Origin of the sequence: Bacillus sp. 7705b (assembly GCF_002289525.1) — a bacterium.
GTDB classification, from domain to species: Bacteria; Bacillota; Bacilli; order Bacillales; family Bacillaceae; genus Bacillus; species Bacillus halotolerans.
On the sequence record NZ_NSDH01000011.1, the window covers coordinates 1 to 25,871 of the forward strand.

The 25,871-nt window shown below is 43.3% G+C and carries 26 protein-coding genes and 1 pseudogene; 20 read left to right on the forward strand and 7 right to left on the reverse strand.

Annotated elements, in window-relative coordinates; translation table 11 throughout:
• The 11 genes from CJU60_RS03810 to CJU60_RS03860 form a co-directional block, all read left to right on the forward strand.
• Window positions 1-109: hypothetical protein (locus tag CJU60_RS03810; RefSeq protein ID WP_141243759.1), on the forward strand; the 109-nt coding region annotated here is incomplete at its 5' end.
• 182 nt (window positions 110-291) lie between these two features.
• Window positions 292-1,569: a M20/M25/M40 family metallo-hydrolase gene (locus tag CJU60_RS03815; protein ID WP_095712998.1), complete on the forward strand. Its 1,278-nt coding sequence runs from the start codon at window positions 292-294 to the stop codon at window positions 1,567-1,569.
• Window positions 1,570-1,830: 261 nt separating this feature from the next.
• Entirely contained in the window at window positions 1,831-3,165 is a 1,335-nt protein-coding gene (locus tag CJU60_RS03820; protein WP_095712999.1) for a nucleotide sugar dehydrogenase, read from the forward strand.
• A 48-nt stretch (window positions 3,166-3,213) separates the two neighbouring features.
• A complete protein-coding gene (locus CJU60_RS03825; protein ID WP_024122889.1) occupies window positions 3,214-4,344 on the forward strand; it encodes a DegT/DnrJ/EryC1/StrS family aminotransferase in 1,131 nt (376 codons plus the stop codon).
• Complete coding sequence (locus CJU60_RS03830) at window positions 4,341-5,270, forward strand: NAD-dependent epimerase/dehydratase family protein (RefSeq protein ID WP_095713000.1); 930 nt, start codon at window positions 4,341-4,343, stop codon at window positions 5,268-5,270. The genes CJU60_RS03825 and CJU60_RS03830 overlap by 4 nt, the downstream gene beginning before the upstream one ends.
• Window positions 5,236-6,480, forward strand: coding sequence for an aminotransferase class V-fold PLP-dependent enzyme (locus CJU60_RS03835; RefSeq protein WP_095713001.1), 1,245 nt, complete (start codon window positions 5,236-5,238; stop codon window positions 6,478-6,480). The genes CJU60_RS03830 and CJU60_RS03835 overlap by 35 nt, the downstream gene beginning before the upstream one ends.
• A gap of 16 nt (window positions 6,481-6,496) precedes the next feature.
• A complete protein-coding gene (locus CJU60_RS03840) occupies window positions 6,497-7,378 on the forward strand; it encodes a GNAT family N-acetyltransferase (protein WP_095713002.1) in 882 nt (293 codons plus the stop codon).
• Entirely contained in the window at window positions 7,351-8,109 is a 759-nt protein-coding gene (locus CJU60_RS03845) for a WbqC family protein (RefSeq protein ID WP_095713003.1), read from the forward strand. Before CJU60_RS03840 ends, CJU60_RS03845 begins: the two co-directional genes overlap by 28 nt.
• The gene (locus tag CJU60_RS03850) at window positions 8,072-8,749 is read left to right on the forward strand and encodes a PIG-L deacetylase family protein (protein ID WP_024122884.1); all 678 of its coding nucleotides are present in this window, start codon (window positions 8,072-8,074) and stop codon (window positions 8,747-8,749) included. The genes CJU60_RS03845 and CJU60_RS03850 overlap by 38 nt, the downstream gene beginning before the upstream one ends.
• Before the next feature lie 3 nt (window positions 8,750-8,752).
• Window positions 8,753-9,670, forward strand: coding sequence for a TIM barrel protein (locus tag CJU60_RS03855; protein WP_095713004.1), 918 nt, complete (start codon window positions 8,753-8,755; stop codon window positions 9,668-9,670).
• Entirely contained in the window at window positions 9,648-10,880 is a 1,233-nt protein-coding gene (locus tag CJU60_RS03860; protein WP_095713005.1) for an MFS transporter, read from the forward strand. Before CJU60_RS03855 ends, CJU60_RS03860 begins: the two co-directional genes overlap by 23 nt.
• 45 nt (window positions 10,881-10,925) lie before the next feature.
• On the opposite strand, the gene CJU60_RS03865 is transcribed toward CJU60_RS03860, so the two are convergent.
• On the reverse strand, window positions 10,926-11,393 hold the full coding sequence (locus CJU60_RS03865; protein ID WP_081638366.1) for a GNAT family N-acetyltransferase: 468 nt from the start codon (window positions 11,391-11,393) through the stop codon (window positions 10,926-10,928).
• A 126-nt stretch (window positions 11,394-11,519) separates the two neighbouring features.
• On the opposite strand from CJU60_RS03865, the gene CJU60_RS03870 reads away from it, so the two are divergent.
• Window positions 11,520-13,337, forward strand: coding sequence for a zinc ribbon domain-containing protein (locus CJU60_RS03870; protein ID WP_095713006.1), 1,818 nt, complete (start codon window positions 11,520-11,522; stop codon window positions 13,335-13,337).
• A gap of 39 nt (window positions 13,338-13,376) precedes the next feature.
• Here the strand turns inward: CJU60_RS03870 and CJU60_RS03875 are convergent, their stop codons facing one another.
• The 3 genes from CJU60_RS03875 to opcR all read right to left on the reverse strand — a co-directional run bounded on the left by CJU60_RS03875 (window position 13,377) and on the right by opcR (window position 15,593).
• Complete coding sequence (locus CJU60_RS03875; RefSeq protein WP_024122879.1) at window positions 13,377-14,078, reverse strand: zinc ribbon domain-containing protein; 702 nt, start codon at window positions 14,076-14,078, stop codon at window positions 13,377-13,379.
• Window positions 14,079-14,239: 161 nt separating this feature from the next.
• Window positions 14,240-14,854 carry a PH domain-containing protein gene (locus CJU60_RS03880; RefSeq protein ID WP_024122878.1) on the reverse strand — a complete coding sequence of 205 codons (615 nt, stop codon included), beginning with the start codon at window positions 14,852-14,854 and terminating at the stop codon, window positions 14,240-14,242.
• A 181-nt stretch (window positions 14,855-15,035) separates the two neighbouring features.
• Window positions 15,036-15,593 (reverse strand): opuC operon transcriptional regulator OpcR, encoded by a 558-nt coding sequence (gene opcR, locus CJU60_RS03885; protein ID WP_024122877.1) that lies wholly within the window; start codon window positions 15,591-15,593, stop codon window positions 15,036-15,038.
• A 263-nt stretch (window positions 15,594-15,856) separates the two neighbouring features.
• On the opposite strand from opcR, the gene opuCA reads away from it, so the two are divergent.
• The 4 genes from opuCA (at window position 15,857) to opuCD (ending at window position 19,288) form a co-directional block, all read left to right on the forward strand.
• On the forward strand, window positions 15,857-16,996 hold the full coding sequence (gene opuCA, locus CJU60_RS03890; protein ID WP_024122876.1) for an osmoprotectant ABC transporter ATP-binding protein OpuCA: 1,140 nt from the start codon (window positions 15,857-15,859) through the stop codon (window positions 16,994-16,996).
• Window positions 16,997-17,017: 21 nt separating this feature from the next.
• The gene (gene opuCB / locus CJU60_RS03895; RefSeq protein ID WP_024122875.1) at window positions 17,018-17,671 is read left to right on the forward strand and encodes a glycine betaine/carnitine/choline/choline sulfate ABC transporter permease OpuCB; all 654 of its coding nucleotides are present in this window, start codon (window positions 17,018-17,020) and stop codon (window positions 17,669-17,671) included.
• A gap of 64 nt (window positions 17,672-17,735) precedes the next feature.
• Window positions 17,736-18,602: an osmoprotectant ABC transporter substrate-binding lipoprotein OpuCC gene (opuCC, locus tag CJU60_RS03900; RefSeq protein ID WP_081638367.1), complete on the forward strand. Its 867-nt coding sequence runs from the start codon at window positions 17,736-17,738 to the stop codon at window positions 18,600-18,602.
• Window positions 18,603-18,619: 17 nt separating this feature from the next.
• On the forward strand, window positions 18,620-19,288 hold the full coding sequence (gene opuCD / locus CJU60_RS03905) for a glycine betaine/carnitine/choline/choline sulfate ABC transporter permease OpuCD (RefSeq protein WP_095713007.1): 669 nt from the start codon (window positions 18,620-18,622) through the stop codon (window positions 19,286-19,288).
• A gap of 34 nt (window positions 19,289-19,322) precedes the next feature.
• Here the strand turns inward: opuCD and CJU60_RS03910 are convergent, their stop codons facing one another.
• Window positions 19,323-19,856, reverse strand: coding sequence for a GbsR/MarR family transcriptional regulator (locus CJU60_RS03910; protein ID WP_095713008.1), 534 nt, complete (start codon window positions 19,854-19,856; stop codon window positions 19,323-19,325).
• Window positions 19,857-20,140: 284 nt separating this feature from the next.
• Between CJU60_RS03910 and opuBA the strand changes: the two are divergent.
• From opuBA to opuBD, 4 genes and pseudogenes are all read left to right on the forward strand, one after another.
• Window positions 20,141-21,287, forward strand: a pseudogene (opuBA, locus tag CJU60_RS03915) (choline ABC transporter ATP-binding protein OpuBA).
• 14 nt (window positions 21,288-21,301) lie between these two features.
• The gene (locus CJU60_RS03920) at window positions 21,302-21,955 is read left to right on the forward strand and encodes an ABC transporter permease (RefSeq protein WP_095713009.1); all 654 of its coding nucleotides are present in this window, start codon (window positions 21,302-21,304) and stop codon (window positions 21,953-21,955) included.
• An 11-nt stretch (window positions 21,956-21,966) separates the two neighbouring features.
• Entirely contained in the window at window positions 21,967-22,887 is a 921-nt protein-coding gene (gene opuBC / locus CJU60_RS03925; protein WP_095713010.1) for a choline ABC transporter substrate-binding lipoprotein OpuBC, read from the forward strand.
• A 15-nt stretch (window positions 22,888-22,902) separates the two neighbouring features.
• The gene (opuBD, locus tag CJU60_RS03930; protein ID WP_095713011.1) at window positions 22,903-23,583 is read left to right on the forward strand and encodes a choline ABC transporter permease OpuBD; all 681 of its coding nucleotides are present in this window, start codon (window positions 22,903-22,905) and stop codon (window positions 23,581-23,583) included.
• Window positions 23,584-23,628: 45 nt separating this feature from the next.
• Here the strand turns inward: opuBD and CJU60_RS03935 are convergent, their stop codons facing one another.
• Window positions 23,629-25,329 carry a methyl-accepting chemotaxis protein gene (locus tag CJU60_RS03935; protein ID WP_095713012.1) on the reverse strand — a complete coding sequence of 567 codons (1,701 nt, stop codon included), beginning with the start codon at window positions 25,327-25,329 and terminating at the stop codon, window positions 23,629-23,631.
• Window positions 25,330-25,455: 126 nt separating this feature from the next.
• Window positions 25,456-25,782, reverse strand: coding sequence for a catDE operon transcriptional regulator CatR (catR, locus tag CJU60_RS03940; RefSeq protein WP_010331897.1), 327 nt, complete (start codon window positions 25,780-25,782; stop codon window positions 25,456-25,458).
• Window positions 25,783-25,871 lie beyond the last annotated feature (89 nt).

Here is a 25,871-nt window from a genome sequence, read left to right on the forward strand (position 1 = left end):
ACGTACGGACCGTGTTGCGAAATACAACCAGCTTCTTCGCATCGAAGATCAGTTGGCTGAAACTGCTCAATACCACGGTATTAACTCTTTCTACAACTTGAATAAGTAATAAAAAGACCGCCGAGATATGTCTCGGCGGCTTTTTTTATGCAAACTTTCCTAGCTGTCATTCTTACTCTCCTTCTATCTGATTACCTTGATTTGGTAATTAGTATTCATTTTATTGCTTTTTAAAGGAATCAACACAGCAGAACCGAAAAGAAAGGAGTGAATAAGAGGAGGAATGTAAAAATGAAACTGATATTAATGTCCGCAGCACTGGCCGGAAGCGTCATATGGGGAGCTTCGGCTGAACAGCTGAATGAGAAGCAGCCTCTTTCTGTGTCTGAAATGGCCCCGTTGTTTGATGAAGAGCATGCGTATGAAACCATTCATGAGCTTAGTGAAGTCATAGGTCCGAGAGAAACAGGGACAGAGAAAGAAAAAGAAGCGGCATCATACATATCGAAACGGCTTCAAGATGAGGGGTTAACTGTTCGGATTCAGCCATTTCATGTGAAAACATATTTTACTGGTTCAGTAATGGCAGGCGATCATGAATATCCAATACGCTCAGCAGATAAGAACTTTGTGGAAGATGAAGAAAAAATAGAGGCTGCCGTCTTTGACGGAGGCTATGGGTTAAACCTTGAAGTAAAAGAAGCAAAAGGAAAAATAGCCGTTATTAGAGAGGGGAAAATATCAGTATCTCAAAAAATAAAAAACGCCCAAGATGCTGGTGCGAAAGCTGTCATTATTTATAACCGCAAGACAAAACCTCTCGCGATCCGTCCGGTAAAACCAAAACACACCACAATACCGACAGCGGGAATGAAAAAAGAAGACGGAGAAGCTTTGCTGAAAGAAAAGCAGGCTGTCATTCAATTTAAGAACTATCAAAACCGCACTTCACAGAATATAATAGCGACACGCAAAGCGCAGCACACAAAACACCCGGATATTCTTTATGTAACTGCCCATTATGACACAGTTAAAGGTGCACCTGGGGCTGATGATAATGCATCAGGCACATCTGCTGTGCTGGAAATGAGTAAGCAAAGCAAGGATCTTCCTAAAAACAAAGAAATCCGTTTTATCTTATTCGGAGCTGAAGAGCTGTGGTCAGCGGGTTCCTCATATTATGTCAGTACGCTTACATCAGATGAAATCAAACACAGCCGGGCAAACTTTAACGCTGATATGATTGCGACTGACTGGAAAGAAGCCAGCCAAATGTATATAACCACTCCGGATGGCAAAAAAAATGCAAGTGTCAATTATGCAGTAAACGCTGCCCGGAAAGCACAGCTTGAAGCACCCCGCCTCACACAACTGGGATACTCGGATCACGTGTCTTTTTATGAAGCGGGCATACCTTCAGCTAATTGGATTTGGCTCAGCCCGGATACACAAGAGCCTGGTTCATGGTATCACACTGAAAATGATAATATAACACATATCAGCAAAGATAGATTGAAGGAAGCGGGGCAGCTCTTGCTATCTGCTGTAAAAGAGGCGAATATAGAATAAAAAACAGGCTTCGGCCTGTTTTTTAATTTTTCACTAAATTCTTTCAATTAAGGGAGATTCTCTCACCATTCTCCTAATAAATACCTTATCATAGGTACGTAAAATACCAATTACTAGTAAATTACAACATAATGTCCTACGAAATAAAAGGATACAAAACTCATTTACCGTTTTTTTACTTTTGTTATAATTGCAGTATCGATCGATAATTGTTTAATTTTGTAAAAATATATCCTTTTCTATCTTATAGGGGGTCCAAAAATGAATCCTGTCACACAAGAAGCTCGAAACCTAGGTCATAAGCGGCTTTTAGAATTGATTGAAACAAAACAGGCTGTTGTAGGTGTATTAGGGATGGGATATGTGGGGTTTCCTCTTGCATTGGAATGTGTCAATAAAGGATACAGCGTCATCGGCTTCGATAGGAACAGCGAAAAAGTTTCTTTGCTGAAAGACGGGCACAGCCATATTCGGGATATAGACGATAACCAATTAAAAGCGGTATTACAAACAGAGCGTTTTCAAGTGAGTGAGAATATGTCTCTCATTGAACACTGCGACATTATTGTGATATGTGTTCCGACACCTTTGAACAAAAAAGATAAAATTCCCGATCTAAGCTACATAGACAGTGCAGTTGACAGTATGTTGGCTTACGGAAGAACAAATCAGCTCTTAATTTTAGAAAGTACAACCTATCCGGGTACAACCAAACAAAAAATCGCCGATAGAATGGCAACAGGGCGGCAGGTAAACATAGGCTCAGATTTTTTTATAGCTTATTCTCCTGAACGAATTGATCCTGGGAACAGCCAATATGAAGTTGCCGATATTCCTAAAGTGGTCGGCGGAATGACCCGGAATTGTACAAAACTTGCCTCAGCGTTTTACAACACCATCGTTGCAAGCATTCATCCAGTAACCTCACCTGAAGTAGCAGAAACAGCTAAACTCCTAGAGAATACCTACCGTTATGTAAATATAGCTCTCATCAATGAAATGGCACTTAATTGCCGAGAACTCGATATTGATATATGGGAAGTGATCAATGCAGCAGACACAAAGCCGTTCGGGTTTCAAAAATTCAGCCCCGGCCCTGGCGTAGGCGGCCATTGTATACCGATTGATCCTTTTTATTTTAAATGGATAGCCAATCAAAAGGGATTGCAGACAAAGCTGATTGATTTAGCTGATGAAATTAATTCTGAAATGCCGTTTTCAGTGTCCGACTATGCCATGAAGCTGGTTGATAAAGAACCGTGCAGCATTTTATTAATAGGTGCTGCTTATAAAAAAAATACCAATGATTCTCGTGAGTCTTCTGCATTTGCAATTATCGATGATCTGATGAAAAAGGGATGCACGATAGATTACTATGATCCTTTTATCAGTGAAATTCGCCTGGAAGACGGCAGCATCAAGCGCTCCGTCCCTTTCACTAAGGAGCAGATCAACCAATATGATGTCGTCATTATTCATACTGATCATGATGATATAAATTACAGCATATTGCGGGATACAGCCCCTATTATTTTCGATACCAGAAATATTTGCAGAGAAAAAATGGCTGACAATGCAAAGCTTGTCACACTATAGGAGGGAACTACCATTAGTAAACGATTTATCTCTTTTCACAGACCTGATATCACAAACGAAGAACTGGAAACTGTAGCCGAAACAATCAAGTCAGGATGGATTTCAAAAGGTCCGAAAGTGATTGAATTTGAAAAAAAGCTGGGCGAATATCTAGGCGCGGAACACGTAATCAGCTGTAATTCAGGAACAGCTGCCTTACACATGGCATTGCTTGCACTCGGTGTAGGAGAAGGCGATGAAGTTATTGTTCCAAGCTTCACGTTTTGTTCAAGTGTAAACGTCATTTTGCATGTCGGAGCAACCCCGGTTTTTGCGGACATCTGCGAGGATGATTTATGTATAGATCCGGAAGATGTTAGGCAAAAACTTTCACCGCGCACAAAAGCAGTCATTGCGGTCCATTTTGCAGGTCATCCGGCAAATTTGGATGAGCTTAGCAGCATATGCAAGGAAAATGGACTGTACTTGATTGAAGATGCCGCTCACGCGCTTGGGACAAGATATAACGGGAAGATGATCGGCACACACGGAGATGCAGTATGCTTCAGCTTTTATGCAACCAAAAATATTACGACGGGAGAAGGAGGAGCTCTTATTCTTAAGGATGAAGAGGCAGCCGAGAGAGCGAGACTGTATGGGTGGCATGGCATTACAAAAAATGCTTGGAATCGATACGGTGAAAAGGGCAGCTGGCGATATGATGTTTTACTTCCCGGCTTTAAGTACAACATGACAGATATCCAGGCTGCGCTCGGGCTCATTCAATTGAAACGTGCTGCTGAGATCCAAGAAAAACGGACAAGAATCGCAAAGTATTATGCGTCTGAGCTTACAAATCAATCAGAAAGAGCAGAACTTCCTTTGACAGACATCCCCAGCCATATCACCCACTCTTGGCATTTGTTTATTCTGCGGGTGAAAAAACGCGGGGAAATGGAGCGAGACCAGTTTATTGAAAATATGAAAGCGAAAAATATTGGCTTGAGTGTCCACTTTATCCCTGTGCATATGCATCCCTACTATAGTGAGCATTTTCCCGCAAAGCTGCCGGTAACTGAACGCATCTTTCCTGAAATTGTATCACTGCCTCTTTATAGCCAGCTATCGAAGGAAGATTGTCAATATATCGTTCAATCAATTAAAGATGTTTTATCTTTAAGCCAGGAGGTCGGACAATGAAACACATTGCTATCTTAGGTGGAGCAGGCTTTATAGGAAGTGAATTAGCCGGGTTATTACAGAATAAAGGCTATCATGCGATCATCGCTGATCAAAAAAAGCCGGATTTTCAGGCGGAGTTCCGACAAACGAATATTTTAGATCGGCAATCGCTTAAGGAATCATTAAAAGGAGCAGATGCTATTGTTCATTTAGCGGCAATGGTCGGAGTAGACAGCTGCCGCAGCAATGAAGAGGACGTCATCAAGGTAAATTTTGAGGGAACGAAAAACGTAACGGAGGTATGCAAGGAGCTAGGCATCAAAACCCTTCTTTTTTCCTCCAGCTCAGAGGTATTCGGGGACTCACCCGATTATCCGTATACGGAATCGAGTAAGAAGCTCCCTAAATCTGCTTATGGAAAAGCAAAATTGAAGTCAGAGGAATATTTGAGGGAGCAGGCATCAAACTCGTTGAATGTCAGAGTTGTCCGGTACTTTAATGTATACGGCCCGAAGCAGCGGGAGGACTTTGTCATTAACAAGTTCTTCAGTTTGGCTGAATCTGGTGCAGAGCTTCCTCTTTATGGAGACGGCGGCCAAATCAGATGCTTCAGCTACATTAGTGATATCGTTAACGGAACATATCTGGCACTTCTGCATAAAGGCAGTGTTTTTGAAGATTTCAACATAGGAAACAATATGCCCATCAGCATAAAAGGGCTGGCAGAGAAAATCAACGTAATGACAGGCAGGAAGAAAGAGAATTACACCTTTAAAAAGCTGGGTGAGGATGGTGTCCGAGGTAAAGACATTGAAATTTTCAAACGTGCTCCTTCCATCGAGAAGGCAAAGCGAATGCTTGGATATGCTCCTAAAGTTCACCTTGATGAAGGCCTGAGGATGATTAAAGTTGAAAGACAAAAACAAAAACTTCCATTATCCTGAGAATCCCAAACAGATCAAGTTTCCCATTTATGCGAGGCAGCTTTCAGGCAGAAGTCTTTTCCCGGCATTCACTCATTTCATCTCAGCTAAAAAAACCAGGTTGGCAGAAAAACTGGAAAAACGCTATGGAAAGGGTATCGAATTGACTTCGAGCGGAAGTGCGGCGTTGGTGCTTGCACTGAAACTTTCCGGAGCGGAGCCTGGAAAAGAAGTTATTTTTTCTTCTTTCAGCTGTCCGAATGTAATTGATGCTGTGCTTCAATCCGGGGCTTCTCCAGTTTTCGCTAATCTGGATGATGATTTATCCCTGTCTTTTGAAGATGTGAAAAACAAAGTGACCGAGAGGACATGCGCTGTCATTTTGACACACGTCTACGGTCGGAAGGAAAACATGAATCTTATTGAGTGGGCGAAAGAGAAGCGTATTCGTGTCATCGACGATGCTGCTCAGGCTATGTTTACAAAACAAGCCGGAACATTTGCAGGCGGTTTGGGGGATTTCGGTATCTTGAGCTTTGGAATGTCAAAGCCTCTCGGCAGTATAGGGGGCGGAGCATTAATCGCTCGGAAAGATGTGCTGGACAAAATCAGCAGGCTGCCGATGGAACAGCGAAAGCAAGTAGATGCTGATTATGATGCTTATAAGAGACAGCAGCGAATGCAGGCCTTGATGAGTTCTAAGGCTCTATCTTTCTTATTCAGAAAAGCAGGTGTTCGTACTTCTTTAAAAACGAGCAAACTTGAAGTCCTTCCGAAAAAACCTGCTACTGTCCCTTTATTGCGAATGCATCCGGTGAGACAAGCCATTATCGAATACCAGCTGTCCAAGATGGAGCGGTTGGTGAAAGACTCATCAAGAAATTTGGAGACGGCAAGATACATTTTTGCGGAGGCCGAAGAGTTATACGGGATCAAGATGATTCAGCCTCAGGCGGGAGAGAGCCTGAACTATTTGACAATCGTATTTCCTCATGAAGGCGAAAGGTACGATTGCTCCGTTTATTTAGCGGCAAAAGGCATTCAAACATGCTGGAACTACCTTCCTCTTCACCTGATTCCGCTATATCAGCCTTATTCACAACTTGAGGATGAAAATTCTCTTTGGAAAAGAGTTCTTTCGCTGCCATTCAAACCGCCTCTTGGCACAGAGCAGGTGAAGTATATTGCTGAAACTGTTTTAACGTATGCAAAGCAAAAGAATAAGAAATGAATGTTGGTGATATATCGTGGAAAAAACAGCATTTTCCGTAACGCCTCAAGCATGGGATCGGGCTGCTGACATATTTCAGGCTGGGTTGTTTCAAAGCTATGATTGGGGGAAGCTCATGGAAGAGCTCCCCAATACCTCGTTTCACCCCGTCAGGCTGACATCGGACGGCGGACAAGTGATATATGTTCCGGTGTTTGAGCAGAATGGCTCGCTCAGCGGTAATATGATAGGATACGGCGGCGTCATTTCAGACCGTCCAATTTCATTCGAATGGCTGCAAAGTGAAATCAAAGCATTATTTGGACAGAAACTATCGCGGCTCCTGCTTCCGCATGACCAAACTCCTTTTATCGAAGAATCGGGAGAACAATGGGAAGAGAAAACAACTCATATTTTATCGCTTCCCGATACATTTGAAGAGCTATGGACAAACTGTTCGGGAAAAGCACGGACTGCAGTCAGATATGCGGAAAAGAAAAATGTATCCGTCCGCTTAATCGGACAGGAGTCGATTCATGAGTTTTACGATTTGTATAAGGCGCATATAGCAGCTATCGGCGCAGCATATATGCTAAGCCAGGATTTTTTTCAGAGGCTGCATGAAAGCCTTGGCAGACAAGTCTTTTGGGTAGGGGCATTTCTTGAGAATGAAATGATCAGCAGCAGTATTTTTCTATATGACCATTCTCATTTCTATTATTGGCAGAATGTAAACAGCCTTGCCGGTAAAGAAACGCAGGCTTCTTATCTGTTAATGCGGAACGCTTTATCATTCGCCATCGACAAGAAGCTTCAATGGGTTGATTTTGGATATTCTCACAGTAAAGAAATTGCCAGACCGAAACGATATTGGGGAGCTGAAGAGAAACGATGTCGACATTTCACAGAAACGGAGTAAAAGTGGTAAGCGGCCATCAGTCCAGTTATCTCCCTTGGTATGGTTTTTTTGAAAAAATTCATAAATCAGATGTATTTGCGATTCACGATACAGCCCAGTTTGAGAAAAAAGGATTTCTCAATCGGAACAGGATAAAAACGTCTCAAGGCCCTACGTGGCTGACTGTTCCTCTGCAGATGAAAAATTATAAGGATATTGAGCTACGTGATATGAAAATTGATCAAGAACAAGACTGGCGAAAGAAACACTGGATGGCGATAAAAATGAATTATGCAAAGGCTCCCTATTTCGAGGAATATCAAATGTTTTTTAAAGATGTCTATCAGCAGGAATGGGAGTACCTTCACGATTTGAATATGTACATCATTGATTTTTTTCTGCGTGAACTTCGTATTTCAACGCCAATTTGCTATGTTTCGGAGCTCGAATGCCGGAATGAAAAAAAGAGTGATTTTGTGCTCGCACTTTGTAAGGAACTAGGGGCTGATCATTATTATTCAGGCAGCCAAGGATCAGACTATTTAATAGAAAGTGATTTTGATAGAAGCGGAATTACAATCGAATACCAGCAAATCAAGACAATACATTATCCGCAGTTATTCGGAGAGCACATTCCTCATCTCTCTATGCTTGATATGCTTATGAATTGCGGGGCGGATATTTCCGAAACGTTAATCAAAGGGGGACAATATAATGAAAGTAATGGTATTTGCGGCGCACCCGGACGATGAAATTATCGGCGTCGGCGGAGCTCTGGCGAAACATGTCCGTCAAGGAGACAGTGTGTCGGCTGTCATTATGGCTGAGGGAAAATCGTCCAGAAAAGAAGACTATGAAAAACCTTGTGATTCGCTCATGCAGCATTCCTATAGTGAAACGGAACAAGCGCTTAGCACGCTCGGCATAAGCGATTTTGTCAGATTAAATCTTCCTGATAACAGGCTTGATTCACTGGATTTGCTGGATGTCGTAAAAGAAGCAGAAAAACAAATTGAACGCTTTCAGCCGGATATTGTATATACACAATACGGCGGTGATATTAATATTGACCATACCGTAGTATTCAGAGCGGTGATGACGGCAACCCGCCCGCTTCCAGGTCATTCCGTAAAACAGGTCCTGGCATACGAAACATTATCCTCGACAGAGTGGAACTATTTGAATAAGGATCAATTCCACGCGAATTTCTTCATTAATATAGAAGAAGAGCTTGAACTGAAGCTGAAGGCTATGGCGTGCTACGATTCGGAGCTGAGGGATTTCCCGCATCCGCGGTCCTTGCAAGCGATTGAAAATAATGCATATGTTTGGGGAGCTAAATCCGGTTTTTCTGCAGCAGAAGCTTTTATGCTTGTGAGAGGGACGTGGTGACGGATGATTGCGCAAATACCGTTTTTCGGGTTAGACCCGAAGCAAATTGATAAAAAGTGGGTCGAAGCAGGATACGGCCTTGAAGCCAATATTTTTGACGGAAAATCGTTTGAAGCAACAGATTATGTGAAAACCTTCAAGCGGACACTTGATTACACAAAACAGCTTGAGCCGTCATTATTGACACTTCATTTTCCCACCGACAATGCGGATTATGTTCATGAAGCGCATATAAAGGACCGTCTGCTTCATTTTGCAGAGCTTGCGGATGTATATGGCGCCAAGGGGATAATTGTTCATGCCAATCAATTTATGTCCGTTGAAGAATTTCAAGGCTATGATTTAGAAGGAAACCGCAGAAAAGTCATTGAATTTTTTGCAGAGTTTGATGAAGAGCTAAAAGGAACAGATATATGGATTGGAGTCGAAAATCTGCCGATTATCGGGAATCTGGGCGAAGACTTTGACCCGATATTCATTTATCCTGAGGATTTTGAGGAACTGATTCAGCTCGGTTTAAAACATATCGGGATTACATGGGATCTGTGTCATTGGGCCATTACCTATCAGACACATTTATCATCATCACTTATGTTCAGGAATGAAAAGCTGAGATACCCTGACTTTTTTCAATTTCTTTCCTTAAAGGACAGCATTAAACATTATCATTTCAGTTCGTTTTGCCAGCTAGCCTTCCCGCATGGAGGTGTCCGCTGTTTTGAAGGGCGTCATCCTGCAGAAGGAACGATAGATGAAACATTGCTCAGACAAGCAGCAGAGATGTTAAAAGAGATACACCGCGGTGATGGCACAGGTATCGTATTTGAAGTGATGGAAGAGGATTATACACAAAGAAAAGAATCATGGAGAACATTAGAATGGTTCGGCGGTGCTTCTGATGAAGATCAAAAACGGCCGTGATTCGGCATATCGAACACCAAATTATGCAAAACTTTGGTCTGCACAAGTATTTTCTTCCGCGGCGGATGGCGTCTGGCTCATCGCGCTGCCGCTTCTTGTACTCGATTTGACCGGAAGCAAAATATTGGTCGGGGTGATTTCTTTTATCGAGCTCGTTCCCCTGACCTTCGGAATGTTTACAGGCCCCTTAATTGATTCTTTACGAAAAAAAACCATATTGTATATGTGTAATACAGGAAGGGCAGTCATTATGATTCTCTTGGCAGTCCTTAGCGCAAATGGTTTTTTAACTGTATGGATCATCGGTGTATGCGCATTTTGTTTATCGCTACAATCGATGCTCTTTTCCCCGGCGAAAGTCGCGCTTATCCCGATACTTGTCCCTCAGAAACATCTAGATCAAGCGACATCTTTAATGAATACAAGCGAACTTATTGGTCTGATCGTCGGAAAGCTGATCAGCGGCGTTTTACTTGCGGCCATTCCGTTCGGGCTGCTGTTTTTCATTAATGGAACCGCCTTTTTTGTATCCGCTGCATTGATTGCAGTTATCCACATTTCAGAACCTGCCGGCCTAAAAAGCAAAGGGGCAGAAGCCCTTAAGACAGGATACAGAATGCTGAAAGGCAACTCATCTTGGATGACTTCTGTCGGTTATTTTTTTATCGTGAATCTTGTTATTGCCGGGTTTATTTCGGTTATGGGGCCGATTCTTGCAGTGGAACGTTTTCATGAAAACTATTCAGTATGGTTCGCCGTCATGTATGCAATGTTTCAGGGCGGAATGCTCTTAGGTAATCTTGCTGTATTTTTTAAGTGGAATACTAAGCGGCTTGAACGGCTCTATCCCAGAACTTTAACAGCTGTCGGATTGCTCATAATGTTTTTGTTTTTTCAGCTTAGCGGGCTTGAATCTGTCATTTTTTTGATACTAGGTGTTATTATCTCGTATATTGATGTGCAAACAGTTCTGTTTTTTCAAAAGACTGTTCCGACTGAATACTTCGGAAGAATTTTCGCGCTTATTTTTTCTATTGTAAAGATGGGAGAACCTCTTTCAGCAGCTGTTTATACAGTGCTTCTTGTGTTTATGGACGCTGATTATATTTTTCTGGCTGTCGGTCTGACCCTCGTGCTGACTTTTTTCATACTGTCAGTGAGGCAGGGAATGCAACGGGATGCCGGGAAAAAAGCGAATCAGTTTTTTTAATTTCTATATGAAAGAGCTGCCGATTATCATACGGCAGCTCTTTCATTAAAGATCCAAATAAAGTCTCACCATATCACGGCATTGAATGCCGTTTTCGAAAATGTCCTCATCATAATGTCGGGTAAAGAAATCATGATCGATGGCCTGCAGGCGGAAACCGCATTTTTGATAGAGAGAAAGCTGATGAATGCTGGAATTTCCCGTGCCGATTTCAATCGTGTCCGCACCCAGCTCCTTTGCCTTTTCGATGGCGTCATGGACAAGCTGTTTGCCAAAACCCTTCTTTTGAAGAGACTCTTTTACGGCAATATTTACAATTTCAACTGTTTGCGGCCTTGTTTTTAGCAATACATAAACACCGGCAAGTTCATCACCGGCCCAAGCTGTGTAACATTCTCCTCTTTCAAGATATTCATCTACAATGTCTTTCGACGGATCGGCGAGCAGCAATAGATCGTATAATTCGTCATTTGCTTTTTCTCTTATTTGAATCCTGAGCTTTTGCACGTACATTCCACCTTTTCATATGTTTATAGAGATATTTTCATGATTTCCTCCAATTTCATACCATTCTATTATAAAATATGTAACATAGGAAATCTGTACAAAATAGTGGATAAAAAATAGGAGGAAAGTCACATGTTTTGTAAGGAATGCGGTCAAAAAAATAATGAAGGGGCCAAGTTTTGTAAAGAATGCGGCACCCCGATCGGAGGGAGCAGCAGACAGGCAAATCAAGAAACAGCAAGCACTGCTGAAACGAGGCAGGCTCCGCGGAAACCAATCCCTAAGAAAACCATCATGTTATGGAGCAGCATTGCCGCAGCGTGCGTCATATTATTCACTGCATATAAAACCGGAGCGTACCTTACTTCTAAGGACAGGTTAGTCGACAAATTTGAGCAGGCTGTAAATGATGAGGATAAAGACCAAATCGCTTCGCTGCTAACACCGGCAAATGACAGGCTCAAGCTTACTAAACAAAACGTAAAGCCGTTTCTTACATATTTAAAGGATCATCCTGACAAAAAAGATGAGCTTTTTTCATCGCTGCGTGCTGAAACAGTCCAAAAGGATATTGTTTACGCGGAGAAAGACGGGAAAACTTTGCTAGTATTTGACCATTATGATTTAAAGATAGCACCTGTTTATTTTGAAGTAACCAGCAATTATAAACATACGGATCTCTATGTGAATAAAGAGGAAGCCGGATCTGTAAAGAAAGCAGATCAAGCACAAACCCTCGGACCGTACATTCCCGGCGAATATACAGTCTCAGCCAAACTGAAAAACGATGTAGTGGATCTTGTGAAAAAGGAAGACATTCAGGCGGTTGGTGACAGCAGCTTTCGTGTTGATCTCTCATTGGAAGCGGATAATGTAACATTCAGCTTAGCGGACGACATGAAGGATGGAAAGGGAGAATTGCTGATTAACGGCAAATCCATCCATAAGGATCCGTTCAAATCTGTCACATACGGACCGCTTCTGACAGACGGACAAATGACAGCTGAGGTCGAAGCGGAGTTTCCGTGGGGAAAAACAAAAACAGCGGGTGTGCCGATTGATAGCAAAGAAATGGAGTTAACATTAATTCCTGACCAAGACACACAAGAAACAATCATGAATACGATTGTCAAAACGACAAAGCAATATTCCAAAGCGCTTTCTGATGGAAATACAGCTCAGATGACAGAGGCAAGTGCCAGTTGGAAAGCCGAAGTAAAAGATAACGTGGATTCGATGAAAAACACGGATTCTTACTTAAAAGATAAATATCTGGAAACAGACTTTGATTTGGATACATTTGCTCTATCCCAGAAAAATGACGGTACATGGCAGGCGTCAGTAAAAGGAAAAGAACTTCACCAGTCGGCTAATTATAATGACTATACTAAACCTGAAATGTCGGATGAGAGCCCGAGCTATGAATATCTGCTTTCATATGATAAAAAACAGAAAAAGTGGATGTTCGAAGATGCAGAATCAACTTTTGATTCTGCCGGCACAAATATAAAGAAAATAAAAAATGATCATGCAGAGACGTACACGTCAGCCTGGGCAGACGCAAAAGGCAAGAAAGCAAGCGTAAGCCCATCGGCCGGCGATGTCACGGATGAACAAGTGACATCATTTATGGTTAGTTATCTGACAAATCAATCAACCGCAGTGAATTTAAATGAATTTGCGGTCATGGAAGGCAATCTGGAAAAAGGAAGTTCATTATATAATGATCAGCAGAAATTGGTTAAGAAGCTGTACAGCGAGGGGACGACTGAAGTATTTATTGATGTAGAGGTAAAAAGCTTTAATCAAAGCGGCTCGAATATCACAATTAAAACATATGAAGAATTTGATATTACAAAATCAGGCGGCAGTACAAAGCGCAGAACATACAACTGGACCTACACCGGCGTAGTGAAAGACGGAAGAATTTATTTAACATCTATTCAATAAAAACAAACCCCCATCACCAGCAGGCGATGGGGGTGTTTTTTAAAAAAAGATATAACGGAAAATCTCTTTAATATAATGTTCGATGATGAACCGAAACGCAACGCACGTGATCAGATAAATCACAATGGTTGAGTAAATGATATCAGCTTTTCCTTTATACGAATGCTGGTAACTGCTCAGCATCGCAGGGGGAATAGCGAAGAATGCGCCGATTAAACCAATCGCTAACACGGTGAAACAAAGATCTGTATGTAATAAAAACAATAAAAGTGCAAGAATCAAAATAGCTGTAAACGGAATAAGAAACGCACCAAATCTGGAGAATGAATCTTTAAATGAGACTTGGTTTCCCGCGATTTTTAAGGAAAAAAAGATCAATGCATGCAACCCGAAAATAAAAAGGGCAAAGTAAATGGTTGGCTTTAAAAAGATTTCTGTAAAGCTCGCACTGCCGGGACCTTCTGAAAAAAGAATATAAAACATCAGCGGAGTTAGTAAACTGAAAAGCACCATTGTAATGATTCCGCTGATCAGCTGTTCGCCGCCTGTTGTTTTGCACTCCTGATAAGGGCGTTTCAGAACAGCCAGAACAAATGAACCGAACTGCTTTGCTGCTTGTTTTGCAGCTTCAGCTCCCGCCTGTGCTCCTTGATTTTCGCCGGCTTGGCGTGGAAGAGGCGATCCGCATTTCTCACAAAACTTTCCGCCATCTGCTTGATGGCCGCATTGAGGACAAAACATATGATGACTCCTTTTACATGTAATATAGGGAAAATAGACTAATAATGTCATTATAAAAGAAAAAAGTAGAAAAGTAACCAATATCCAGGTAAAAAATTTTCTCCAAGATTACGTATCAGAAACAAGACACGAGCTGCCAGATGCGAACCCGTGTCTTGTTTCTAGTTATTCATATATTTTTCAAATACGTCACCGAAATCTTTAATATGGTACTGCGAGCGGACGGAAGTGACCCATGTAAACCCGAATTCGGTCAGCTCTTTGTATTGTGTTTCAATATTGACGTGCTCAGGGCGGGTATGCTGAAGGATGGTGACTGCTCGTTCCAGACTTTGCTCAGCCTGATTGATCAAAATGTCATTTTCATAGATCGTTTCAGAGATACGGAGAAGGGCTTTATACAAATCTTTCAGCTTTTCAATTTGCTCTTTATGCACATCGATGTCAAATTGTTCAGAGCCCAGCTTGAACTTGATTTCAACATCCAAATCGACCTTCCCGGCGGTTTCCAGAAAAACATCAGAGATTTTATATTGGGAATAAGGGTAGCGTTTCAGCGTTCGTTTGGAGGAAGTGGCACGTTCGCCGTCAACATGGATCAGCGCCAGATTCGTGAAGCAATATTCATCGGCTTTTGTTTTAATCAGGAAATAAATTTTTTCGTTGTCTTCATGCATGACATAGTCATCAGCATCTGTTTTGTCATAATCCTGAGGTTCGATAATTTTTCCGATATCTGATAATCCGAGTGCATCTGCTGCAATTTTCTTGAACATATAGATACATCCTTCCTATTTACATAGTCACTTCATTGTAGCATGCGGTGTTTCCGAACGGCTATAAACGTTTGCGAAGAATCAGCCTCTGGGTAAGGCCAATGTCACATGGAGGAAGTATACGATGTTCTTATGTATGATGTTTCCAATATTAATCTCATCATGTAGAAAAGCAGTTCCCTTACTTCAGGGAGCTGCTTTCAGCTGTTTTCGGCACGTATTCAAATACTTCTTCACTCTCAAAAAACTCAATTAAGCGGCTCAGCCAATCATAGTAATGAAGCCATTCTCTTAATTCATTCAGCAGCTGATTGACTTTCTCTTCGGCTTCTCGGGGAAGCTCGTCCCTTTGTAAAAGAACCGTCAGCTCCCGGTTTAATTTTTTGTACAGCACTTTGTTTTTGCTCACGACCTTTGTCCAGTTCGCCGCAAATAAAGATATGAAGGTTTGATAATAATCCTGCTCTACGTCGTAAAGATCTTTTCTTACGCCTTTTTCAAACACCTTTTCGGCAATGTTGGCATCAATCATTTCACGGACGACCTGGCTCATCCGTGTTTTGCTCATGCCTGTTGCTTCTGATAGCTCGCTTAACGTCATCGGTTTTCGATTCATATAAATAATCCCGAGCACACGCCCGACAGTAGAAGGCATTCCAAACGTATGCATGTTTTCGGCAATCTTCTCGATGAGATGCTCTTCAGCATGTTCAATGATGTCGAGAGCAGTTTTTTCCACAGCTGATCATCCCTTCAAATGGCAATTGATGGTGTCAATATATCATATTTCTGCCAGTTGTTGAAAACAGCTGTATGCGGAGGAAGCGAGAGGTATCCGGCGTAATTGTAAGAACACCCTCTCTGCCTGAGTCATAACAATAAATAATCTGTAAATAACATATAATTTCAACACATTGTAAACTTTTTATTTTACAAAGTTCAAATTATAATAAAGATTATACTTTTCAGAAAAATTAACGGAAACCTGCGGAGGTGCACGGATTGCTGAAATTAGAACAAGTGTCAAAAGTATATAAAGGCGGCAAAAAAGCTGTGAACAGCATTGATTTAGATATTGCCAAGGGCGAATTTATCTGTTTTATCGGCCCGAGTGGCTGCGGAAAAACGACGACGATGAAGATGATTAATCGACTGATTGAACCGTCGTCAGGAAAGATCTATATCGACGGAGATAACATAATGGAACAGGACCCGGTTGAACTGCGGAGAAAAATCGGCTATGTGATTCAGCAGATCGGTTTGTTTCCCCACATGACCATTCAGCAGAACATTTCACTCGTCCCGAAACTGCTGAAATGGCCTGAAGAAAAACGGAAAGAACGGGCGAGAGAGCTGTTAAAGCTTGTTGATATGGGCCCTGAATATTTAGACCGTTATCCCCACGAGCTCAGCGGCGGACAGCAGCAAAGAATCGGCGTGCTGCGCGCACTGGCTGCGGAACCCCCTCTCATTTTAATGGATGAACCGTTCGGAGCGCTTGACCCGATCACGCGGGATTCCCTTCAGGAAGAATTTAAAAAACTGCAGAGAACGTTAAACAAAACCATCGTGTTTGTGACCCACGACATGGACGAAGCCATTAAGCTAGCTGACCGGATTGTGATTTTAAAAGCGGGTGAAATCGTTCAGGTCGGCACACCTGATGAGATTCTCAGAAATCCGGCAAATGAATTTGTAGAAGAATTTATCGGGAAAGAGCGCCTAATCCAGACAAGGCCTGAAATTGAGCGGGTTGAGCAGATGATGAACAGAATGCCTGTCACGGTTACAGCGGACAAAACGCTTTCTCAGGCCATTCAGCTGATGAGAGAAAAACGCGTCGACTCGCTGCTTGTTGTAGATGAGCAAAATGTGCTGAAGGGATACGTAGATGTTGAAATCATTGATCAAAACCGCAAAAAAGCGAGCGTTGTTGGTGATGTGTACCGCTCGGATATGTATACCGTGCAAAAAGGAGCCCTTCTCCGCGATACCGTCCGGAAAATCTTGAAGCAAGGAATTAAGTATGTTCCCGTTGTTGATGAAGAGCACCATTTAGCAGGGATTGTGACAAGAGCAAGCCTTGTGGACATCGTATATGATTCCATATGGGGCGAGGAAAACCAGCTAATGACGATCTGATCAGGGGAGGAGCTCTTACACATGAATCAAATGATGACTTTTTTACAGACGAACGGCGGAGAGCTGCTGTATAAAACAGGTGAACATTTATATATTTCTCTTATTGCTGTTGTATTGGGTATTATCGTTGCGGTGCCGCTCGGCGTTCTGCTGACCAGAATGAAAAAAGGCGCAGGCGCGGTTATAGGTGCCGTCAACATTGTGCAAACCTTGCCGAGTCTGGCGATTCTGGCATTTTTTATCCCGCTTCTCGGTGTGGGAAAAGTGCCGGCGATCGTCGCTTTATTTTTCTATTCGGTGCTTCCGATTCTGCGCAATACGTATACAGGCATTAAAGGTGTAAACAAAAATCTGCTTGAGTCAGGAAAAGGGATTGGAATGACCGGCTGGGAGCAGATCCGGCTTGTCGAGATTCCGCTGGCGATTCCCATTATTATGGCAGGCATCCGCACATCCACGATCTATTTAATCGGCTGGGCGACCCTTGCCTCATTTATTGGCGGCGGCGGTCTTGGTGATTACATTTTTATCGGACTGAACCTGTATCAGCCTGAATACATCATTGGCGGTGCTGTGCCGGTTACAATCTTAGCCATTATCATTGATTATTTGCTAGCCGTGACGGAACGAAAAGTGACACCGAAGGGATTGCAAGGGATGAAGGAAGTTTCTTAAGGAGTTGGCTGTATTGAAAACGAAAAAAATCAGATGGATCGGCGCGCTCGCTTTCGCCTTTGTCATGCTGCTGAGCGGCTGTTCTCTGCCGGGACTTGGCGGCGCCTCACAAGATACGATCAAGGTCGGGGCGCAAAGTATAACAGAATCAGAAATTTTAGCGAATATGATTGCGCAGCTTATTGAACACGATACGGATTTAAATACGGCTTTAGTCAAAAATCTCGGATCAAACTATGTTCAGCACCAGGCGATGCTCGGCGGTGACATTGACATATCCGCCACACGCTATTCTGGCACGGATTTAACGAGCACCCTCGGAATGGAGGCGGAGAAGAATCCGGAAAAAGCGCTGAACATTGTACAGAAAGAATTTGACAAACGTTTTAAATATAAATGGTTTGATTCTTACGGGTTTGATAACACATACGCCTTTACCGTAACAAAAAAGTTTGCGGAAAAGGAGCATGTAAACACCGTATCTGATCTGAAGAAAAACGCTTCTGAATATAAGCTGGGGGTCGACAATGCCTGGCTGAAACGGAAGGGCGACGGATATAAAGGTTTTGTCAGCACGTATGGATTTGAGTTCGGAACAACCTATCCGATGCAGATCGGACTTGTTTATGACGCAGTCAAAAACGAGAAAATGGACGCCGTTCTTGCTTATTCCACAGACGGCCGGATTAAGGCGTATGATCTCAAAATCCTAAAAGACGATAAACAGTTTTTCCCGCCGTATGACTGTTCGCCGGTGATTCCGGAAAAGGTGCTTAAGGAACATCCGGAGCTTGAAGGCATTATTGATAAACTGATCGGGAAGATTGACACGGAAACCATGCAGGAGCTCAACTACGAAGTGGACGGCAAACTGAAGGAGCCATCTGTTGTGGCAAAGGAATTTTTAGAGAAACATCATTATTTTGACTAAGAAAAGAGGCAGACCAAATGGAAGTATTACAGCAGCTTGGCACTTACTATTCGCAAAACGGCAGTTATGTGCTGCAAGAGTTTTACCGCCATTTTCTGATGTCGGTGTACGGCGTTTTGTTTGCGGCCATCGTCGGCATTCCGCTTGGCATCCTGATTGCCAGATACAGAACATTAAGCGGCTGGGTTTTCGCCGTCACGAATGTGATCCAGACGGTGCCGGCGCTCGCCATGCTGGCCGTGCTGATGCTAGTGATGGGGCTTGGCGCGAATACGGTCACTTTATCGTTATTTCTTTATTCACTGCTGCCGATCATCAGAAATACGTACACAGGCATTGTCAGCATTGAACATGCCTATCTTGAATCAGGAAAAGCGATGGGCATGACAAAGTTTCAAGTGCTGCGGATGGTCGAGCTTCCGCTGGCGCTTTCTGTCATTATGGCCGGCCTCCGCACCGCGCTCGTCATTGCTATCGGCATTACTGCCATCGGGACATTTGTCGGCGCCGGAGGCCTTGGAGACATCATCGTCAGGGGATCAAACGCAACAAACGGGACCGCGATTATATTAGCTGGCGCGATCCCGACAGCCCTTATGGCGGTGATAGCTGATTTGGTCATGGGCTGGCTTGAACGCGCGTTAAGCCCGATTAAAAAGAAGAAAAAACTGGCCAGTGCAGCTTAATAAAAAAAACGCCTTGTTCATGACAGGGCGTTTTTTACGGTTTCGGCACATATTTAAAAATCTCTTCACTCTCAAAAAACTCAATCAGACGGCCGAGCCAATTGTAATAGTCGAGCCATTCCTTTAATTCCTTCAACAGCTCATTCACCTTTTCTTCCGCTTCAGGAGAAAGCTCTTCATCCAAGATACTGAGCAGCTCCCGGTTGAGTTTTTTATGTATCATTTTATTTTTGCTGACGACTTTGCTCCAAGTGGCTGTAAACAGAGTGATAAAGGTTTGGTAGTAATCCTCTTCAACATCGTATAAGTCTTTTCGCACGCCCTTTTCGAACACCTTCTCGGCGATGTTGGCATCGAGCATGTCCCGCACGACCTGGCTCATTCGCGTTTTGCTCATGCCGGTCGCTTCTGATAATTCCGTCAGCGTCATCGGCTTGCGATTCATATAAATAATGCCCAGCACACGTCCAACGGTAGAGGGCATTCCAAATGCATGCATGTTTTCCGCGATTCTTTCTATGAGGTGGTCTTCAGTCTGTTCAATTATCGTTAACGGATCTTTCTCCAACAGTTTCAATCCTTTCAGCTAACAATTCCGATGTCAATATACCACATTTTTGATGCGGCGGAAATGCTGTAATCATAGAATTTGGCAGGAAATTGGAGCAATAAGGAGATCATTACCGGTCAATACGGGTAAATCAGGGTTTACACATACTTTATAAATAATATGAACAAATTGTAAACTTTTTATTTTATAAACTTTATTCTATAATGGGAAGCATTCAATTGTCTGAAAAATTAAATATGAACTGAACGAATTGAATGAATTTAATTTTGGAGGTGCGATGTTTGCTGACATTAAAAAATGTCTCGAAAACATATAAGGGCGGAAAAAAAGCTGTGAACAGCGTGAATCTGGAAATTGAAAAAGGTGAATTTATCTGTTTTATCGGTCCAAGCGGCTGCGGAAAAACGACAACGATGAAAATGATTAACCGATTAATTGAGCCGTCAGCCGGTCAGATTTTTATTGACGGCGAGAACATGATGGAACAGGACCCGGTAGAACTCAGGCGTAAGATCGGCTATGTCATTCAGCAGATCGGACTGTTCCCCCATATGACCATTCAGCAGAACATTTCACTTGTGCCTAAGCTGCTGAAATGGCCGGAGCAGCAGCGGAAAGAACGTGCGCGTGAGCTTTTAAAATTGGTTGATATGGGACCTGAATATTTAGACCGTTATCCTCATGAATTAAGCGGGGGACAGCAGCAGCGAATAGGTGTATTACGGGCACTTGCCGCGGAACCGCCGCTTATCTTAATGGATGAACCGTTTGGGGCGCTTGACCCGATTACGAGGGATTCCCTTCAGGAAGAATTTAAAAAACTGCAAAAAACCTTACATAAAACCATCGTATTTGTTACCCATGATATGGATGAAGCGATTAAGCTAGCAGACCGGATCGTCATTTTAAAAGGCGGAGAGATTGTGCAGATCGGAACGCCTGATGATATTCTGAGAAATCCGGCAAACGAATTTGTTGAGGAGTTTATCGGCAAGGAGCGCCTGATTCAGTCATCAAGTCCTGATGTTGAGCGGGTTGATCAAATTATGAGTACACACCCGGTGACTATTACGGCGGATAAAACGCTCTCTGAAGCGTATCCAGCTGATGAGGCAGGAGCGTGTCGACTCGCTCCTGGTTGTAGATGACAGCCATGTTCTTCTAGGCTATGTAGATGTGGAAATCATTGATCAATGCCGGAAGAAAGCCGAGCTCGTAGGCGAGGTCCTGCATCAAGACATCTACACCGTCTTGGGCGCAACACTGCTGCGGGATACAGTACACAAAATTTTAAAACGGGGTGTAAAGTACGTGCCGGTTGTAGATGAAGACAGCCGTTTAATATGAATTGTGACGAGAGCGAGCCTGGTTGACATTGTGTATGAGTCCATCTGGGGAGAAGAAAAACAGCTCGCAGTATTGTCATAGGGAGGTTGTCAGACATGAATCATATCATTGAATTTTTGCAAACCAACGGAGGCGAACTGCTTTACAAAACATATGAGCATATCACCATTTCTCTCATCGCCGTCATTTTAGGCGTGGCTGCCGCTGTGCCTCTTGGGATTGTGCTTACCAGAATGAAAAAAGGAGCCGGCACCATTATCGGCATTGTGAATATCATTCAGACGCTGCCCAGTCTGGCAATCCTCGCTTTCTTTATCCCGCTCTTGGGAGTCGGAAAAGTTCCGGCTATTGTGGCCTTGTTTTTCTATTCCGTTTTGCCGATCCTGCGCAACACGTATACCGGGATTCGCGGCGTTAACAAAAATCTGCTTGAATCAGGAAAAGGCATCGGGATGACGGCAGCTGAACAAATCCGCCTCGTGGAACTGCCGCTTGCCGCGCCCGTCATCATGGCGGGGATCAGAACATCCACGATTTATTTAATCGGCTGGGCGACGCTTGCATCCTTTATCGGAGGCGGCGGATTGGGTGATTATATTTTCATCGGCCTGAATTTATATCAGCCGGAATATATCATCGGAGGAGCGGTTCCCGTCACGATATTGGCGATTGTCATTGATTATGTGCTTGCGTTGACGGAACGAAAAATCACGCCTGCCGGACTGCAGGGAATGAAGGAAGTTTCATAAGGAGGCTGCTCATGAAAAGAAAACATCTTAAATGGCTGAGCGGTTTTACGCTCGCAGTAATGCTGATGCTAAGCGGCTGTTCGCTTCCCGGGCTCAGTGCCGCTTCAGACCAGACCATTAAAATCGGCGCGCAAAGCATGAGTGAATCAGAAATCATCGCAAGCATGCTTGGCCAGCTGATCGAACACCATACGGATCTAAAAACAACAACCATTAAAAATCTCGGCTCCAACGCGGTGCAGCAGCAGGCCTTAATAAACGGAGAAATCGATATTGCGGCCACAAGATATACAGGTGACGCGCTGACAGGCACGCTGAGGATGAAACCTGAAAAAGATCCGGACAAAGCACTGGCGCTGACACAGCAGGAGTTTAAAAAAAGATACGATTTAAAATGGTATGACTCCTACGGGTTTGATAATACGTATGCCTTTACCGTCAGCAAGAAGCTTGCGGACCAATATCATTTAGAAAACGTATCAGACATCAAAAAATGGGCGCCGCAATTAAAGCTGGGCGTCGACAATTATTGGATGAAGCTGAAAGGGAACGGCTATCAGGATTTTACGAAAACCTACGGCATGACATTCGGCGGCACGTATCCGATGCAGATCGGGCTTGTGTATGACGCGGTGAAAAGCGGAAAAATGGACATTGTCCTCGCTTACTCCACGGACGGGAGGATCAAGTCCTATGATCTCAAAATGCTAAAGGATGATAAACAATTTTTCCCTCCGTACGACTGCTCTCCTGTTGTTCCGGAACAGGTGCTTAAAGAACATCCTGAACTGGAAGGCATCATTCAGAAAATGATCGGAAAAATCGATACAGCCACGATGCAGGAGCTTAACTATGAAGTCGACGGTAACCTAAAAGAACCGTCTGTCGTTGCCAAGGAATATTTGCAAAAGCATCACTACTTCGAATCGTGAAAGGGGGATTGACCAATGAATGTGCTTGAACAGTTAATGACGTATTATGCACAGAACGGCAGCTATGTAATGGAAGAGTTCGGCCGCCATTTTCTCATGTCGGCTTACGGCGTCTTGTTTGCTGCTGTCGTCGGGGTTCCGGTCGGAATCCTCATTGCGCATTTCCGCCGCTTGTCAGGATGGGTATTCGCCGTAACAAATGTCATTCAGACGATTCCGGCGCTCGCCATGCTGGCAGTCCTGATGCTTGTCATGGGGCTCGGCGCAAACACAGTGATTTTATCATTATTTCTGTATTCCCTGCTACCGATTATCCGAAACACGTACACAGGCATTGACAGCATTGAACACGCATACTTAGAATCAGGAAAAGCGATGGGGATGACGAAATTCCAAGTTCTTCGGATGGTTGAGCTCCCGCTCGCGCTTTCTGTCATTATGGCAGGCCTTCGAACGGCTCTCGTCATCGCTATCGGCATTACAGCAATCGGCACATTTGTCGGCGCCGGCGGCCTTGGGGATATGATCGTCCGCGGGTCAAACGCCACAAACGGAACGGCGATTATTCTAGCCGGCGCGATTCCGACTGCGGTGATGGCGGTTGCGGCTGATTTGCTCATGGCTTGGCTGGAGCGGGCGTTACATCCGGTCAAGAAAAAAAGAACCAGGGTGAGACGTATTCAAACAGCTGCATAAGAACAAAAAAAGAGGCTTGGATGATTCCAGCCTCTTTTTTCTTATTTAAATTGTAAACTGATCCATTTTCTCATTAAGTTCTTTCGCCAAATGCTCAAGCTCCTCAGCATTTTGAAGCACTTGATCCATTGAATGGGCGGATTGCTCGGTAATGGAAAATGTTTCTTCAATGCCGGCGGCGGATTCTTCAGAAACGGAGGCGATATTTTCAATCGATTGGTTAATTGTGATCGATTGGTTTGTTAACTGCTTTAATCCGTCCGTTACTTCCTTAATACTGTCCGCTACATAGGTGACCGATTGCTTAATGTTCTGCATGGCCTGTCCGGTGTCAGTCAGGTTTTCAGTACCTTTTTCTACTTCGGTAAAGCTGCTTTCCAGGTACTGGATGACAGTGTTGATTTCCTGCTGTGTGCCGCCAACTATTTTAGTGATATCCTGAACGGAGTCAGATACGCCATCTGCGAGCTTTCGGACCTCCTCAGCCACAACGGCGAAGCCTTTGCCGCTTTCTCCTGCGCGGGCTGCCTCAATTGCGGCATTAAGTGACAATAAGTTCGTTTGCTCGGCAATGCCGTTGATGACCTGAACAAGCTTGTTGATGTCCTGAGAATGCTGTTCCAGCGATCTCACTTTATGAACGGCCTCCTGAACGATATGATGGATTGTTTTCATTTGCTGCACTGACGTATCCATATTTTCGTTTCCGTTTACGGCGAGTTCGAGAACGTTTTGAGACGTATCGCTGATCGTCATGCCGTGATTGTAGGCTTTATCAATGCTTTCTGTAAATTCATTCATTGATTCGGCGATTGTCACAGCGTCTTGCGCCTGCTGCTCGGAGCCTTCAGCCATTTCGTTCATCGTTTCGGTAATATGCCTGCTGCCGGTTCTTGTTTCATTCGTTGCAGTGGTCAGCACCTGTGATGAAGAAAGCACGCGGGTGGAGATTTCTTTTGAATATCCGACGATATCTCTTAAATTCCCTACCATTTTCTGAAGCGCTTCGTTCAGATCGCCGAGCTCGTCTTTTGAGGCCAGCGGCTCTATGTCATTTGACAGATTGCCTTCGGCGATCTCATTCGCAGATGACTTCATTCGAATAATCGGTTTTACAATGCTGCGATTGATATAAAGCCAAATACATATGCTGATGGCGATGGAAGCTGCCAGAAGCAAAGCCGTGTAACTGAGACCTTTATGATAAACATCCTTGGTTTCTTTCACCGCCGTGTTGCTGCCTTCTTTATTAAAGTCAACAAGTTCAGTGATTGATTTTTTCATATCCTCAAAGCTTGCTTCAGTCTGTACCAATAACCCCCTTGCTTTATCTATATCATTCGTGCGTCCGCTCTCTAAAATCTGGTTATGAATATTCGTATATGAGTTGACTTCAGTCTTGAGCTGTTCGAAAATGCTGCGTTCTTTGTCATTAGAGATTGTCTTTTCATAGTTATCAAGCTTTTCATTGATATCCTTAAGGATCTGGTTCATATCTTGGTCCAGCGTATCCATTTTATCTTTGTCTGTATAAATCAGGAAATCCTTTTCCTTAGAGGAAAGGTGCTCTGTCAAATAATTAATAGATGTAATTTCTTTAATGCCGTCTATCCATTTTGTATTGATTTCATCTGTCTTTTTGATGATGTGCTGCATATTGAAAGCGCCTATTCCGCCTATAAGCAGATTGATGAGGATCAGTGTCAAAAATACCAGGCTGAATTTGCGGGAAATCGTCAGTCGCATTTACGTGTTCTCCTTTTAAAAAAAGTGATGTGATGTACTATATATCGGCTGAGAAATTGTTTTTTCACCTGGAAATAAAAAATAAAAAACGGCTCTTCTCTCCGTGAGATAGAACCGTTTTAGCAATTACATATGAAAGGAAGGGTCAATCCATTCAGTCGCCCATTTGGAGATTTCACCCAGAATGGGCGCTAACGCCATTCCTTTGTCGGTTAATGAATATTCGATGCGAACCGGAGTTTCGGGGATGACGTCCCGCTTAACAACTCCTTCAAGCTCAAGTTCTTTCAGCCTTTCTGACAGAACTCTGCCGCTTAGATTTGGAAGTGCTGCTTCTATTTCGCTAAATCGCTGCTGACCGTTCAACAGTTGAAAAACGATTAAAGCAACCCAGCGTTTGCTCAAGATGTCGACTGCTTTTTCAAATCTAGGACACATTTCTGATTGGTTCATACTTTTCACCTCGTCTGTCATTATTATAACGCAAATAACGAGGGAACGTATGCATGCGTGATTGATAAAATGCGGAAAGAGATGCAGAA

Bases quoted from the DNA above. Each gene is read 5' to 3' on its own strand.
- CJU60_RS03815 (WP_095712998.1), top strand. From the start codon at position 292: ATGAAACTGATATTAATGTCCGCAGCACTGGCCGGAAGCGTCATATGG.
- CJU60_RS03820 (WP_095712999.1), top strand. From the start codon at position 1,831: ATGAATCCTGTCACACAAGAAGCTCGAAACCTAGGTCATAAGCGGCTT.
- CJU60_RS03830 (WP_095713000.1), top strand. From the start codon at position 4,341: ATGAAACACATTGCTATCTTAGGTGGAGCAGGCTTTATAGGAAGTGAA.
- CJU60_RS03845 (WP_095713003.1), top strand. From the start codon at position 7,351: ATGTCGACATTTCACAGAAACGGAGTAAAAGTGGTAAGCGGCCATCAG.
- CJU60_RS03850 (WP_024122884.1), top strand. From the start codon at position 8,072: ATGAAAGTAATGGTATTTGCGGCGCACCCGGACGATGAAATTATCGGC.
- CJU60_RS03855 (WP_095713004.1), top strand. From the start codon at position 8,753: ATGATTGCGCAAATACCGTTTTTCGGGTTAGACCCGAAGCAAATTGAT.
- CJU60_RS03860 (WP_095713005.1), top strand. From the start codon at position 9,648: ATGAAGATCAAAAACGGCCGTGATTCGGCATATCGAACACCAAATTAT.
- CJU60_RS03865 (WP_081638366.1), bottom strand. From the start codon at position 11,393: ATGTACGTGCAAAAGCTCAGGATTCAAATAAGAGAAAAAGCAAATGAC.
- CJU60_RS03870 (WP_095713006.1), top strand. From the start codon at position 11,520: ATGTTTTGTAAGGAATGCGGTCAAAAAAATAATGAAGGGGCCAAGTTT.
- CJU60_RS03875 (WP_024122879.1), bottom strand. From the start codon at position 14,078: ATGTTTTGTCCTCAATGCGGCCATCAAGCAGATGGCGGAAAGTTTTGT.
- CJU60_RS03880 (WP_024122878.1), bottom strand. From the start codon at position 14,854: ATGTTCAAGAAAATTGCAGCAGATGCACTCGGATTATCAGATATCGGA.
- opuCB (WP_024122875.1), top strand. From the start codon at position 17,018: ATGAATCAAATGATGACTTTTTTACAGACGAACGGCGGAGAGCTGCTG.
- opuCC (WP_081638367.1), top strand. From the start codon at position 17,736: ATGCTGCTGAGCGGCTGTTCTCTGCCGGGACTTGGCGGCGCCTCACAA.
- opuCD (WP_095713007.1), top strand. From the start codon at position 18,620: ATGGAAGTATTACAGCAGCTTGGCACTTACTATTCGCAAAACGGCAGT.
- CJU60_RS03920 (WP_095713009.1), top strand. From the start codon at position 21,302: ATGAATCATATCATTGAATTTTTGCAAACCAACGGAGGCGAACTGCTT.
- opuBC (WP_095713010.1), top strand. From the start codon at position 21,967: ATGAAAAGAAAACATCTTAAATGGCTGAGCGGTTTTACGCTCGCAGTA.
- opuBD (WP_095713011.1), top strand. From the start codon at position 22,903: ATGAATGTGCTTGAACAGTTAATGACGTATTATGCACAGAACGGCAGC.
- CJU60_RS03935 (WP_095713012.1), bottom strand. From the start codon at position 25,329: ATGCGACTGACGATTTCCCGCAAATTCAGCCTGGTATTTTTGACACTG.
- catR (WP_010331897.1), bottom strand. From the start codon at position 25,782: ATGAACCAATCAGAAATGTGTCCTAGATTTGAAAAAGCAGTCGACATC.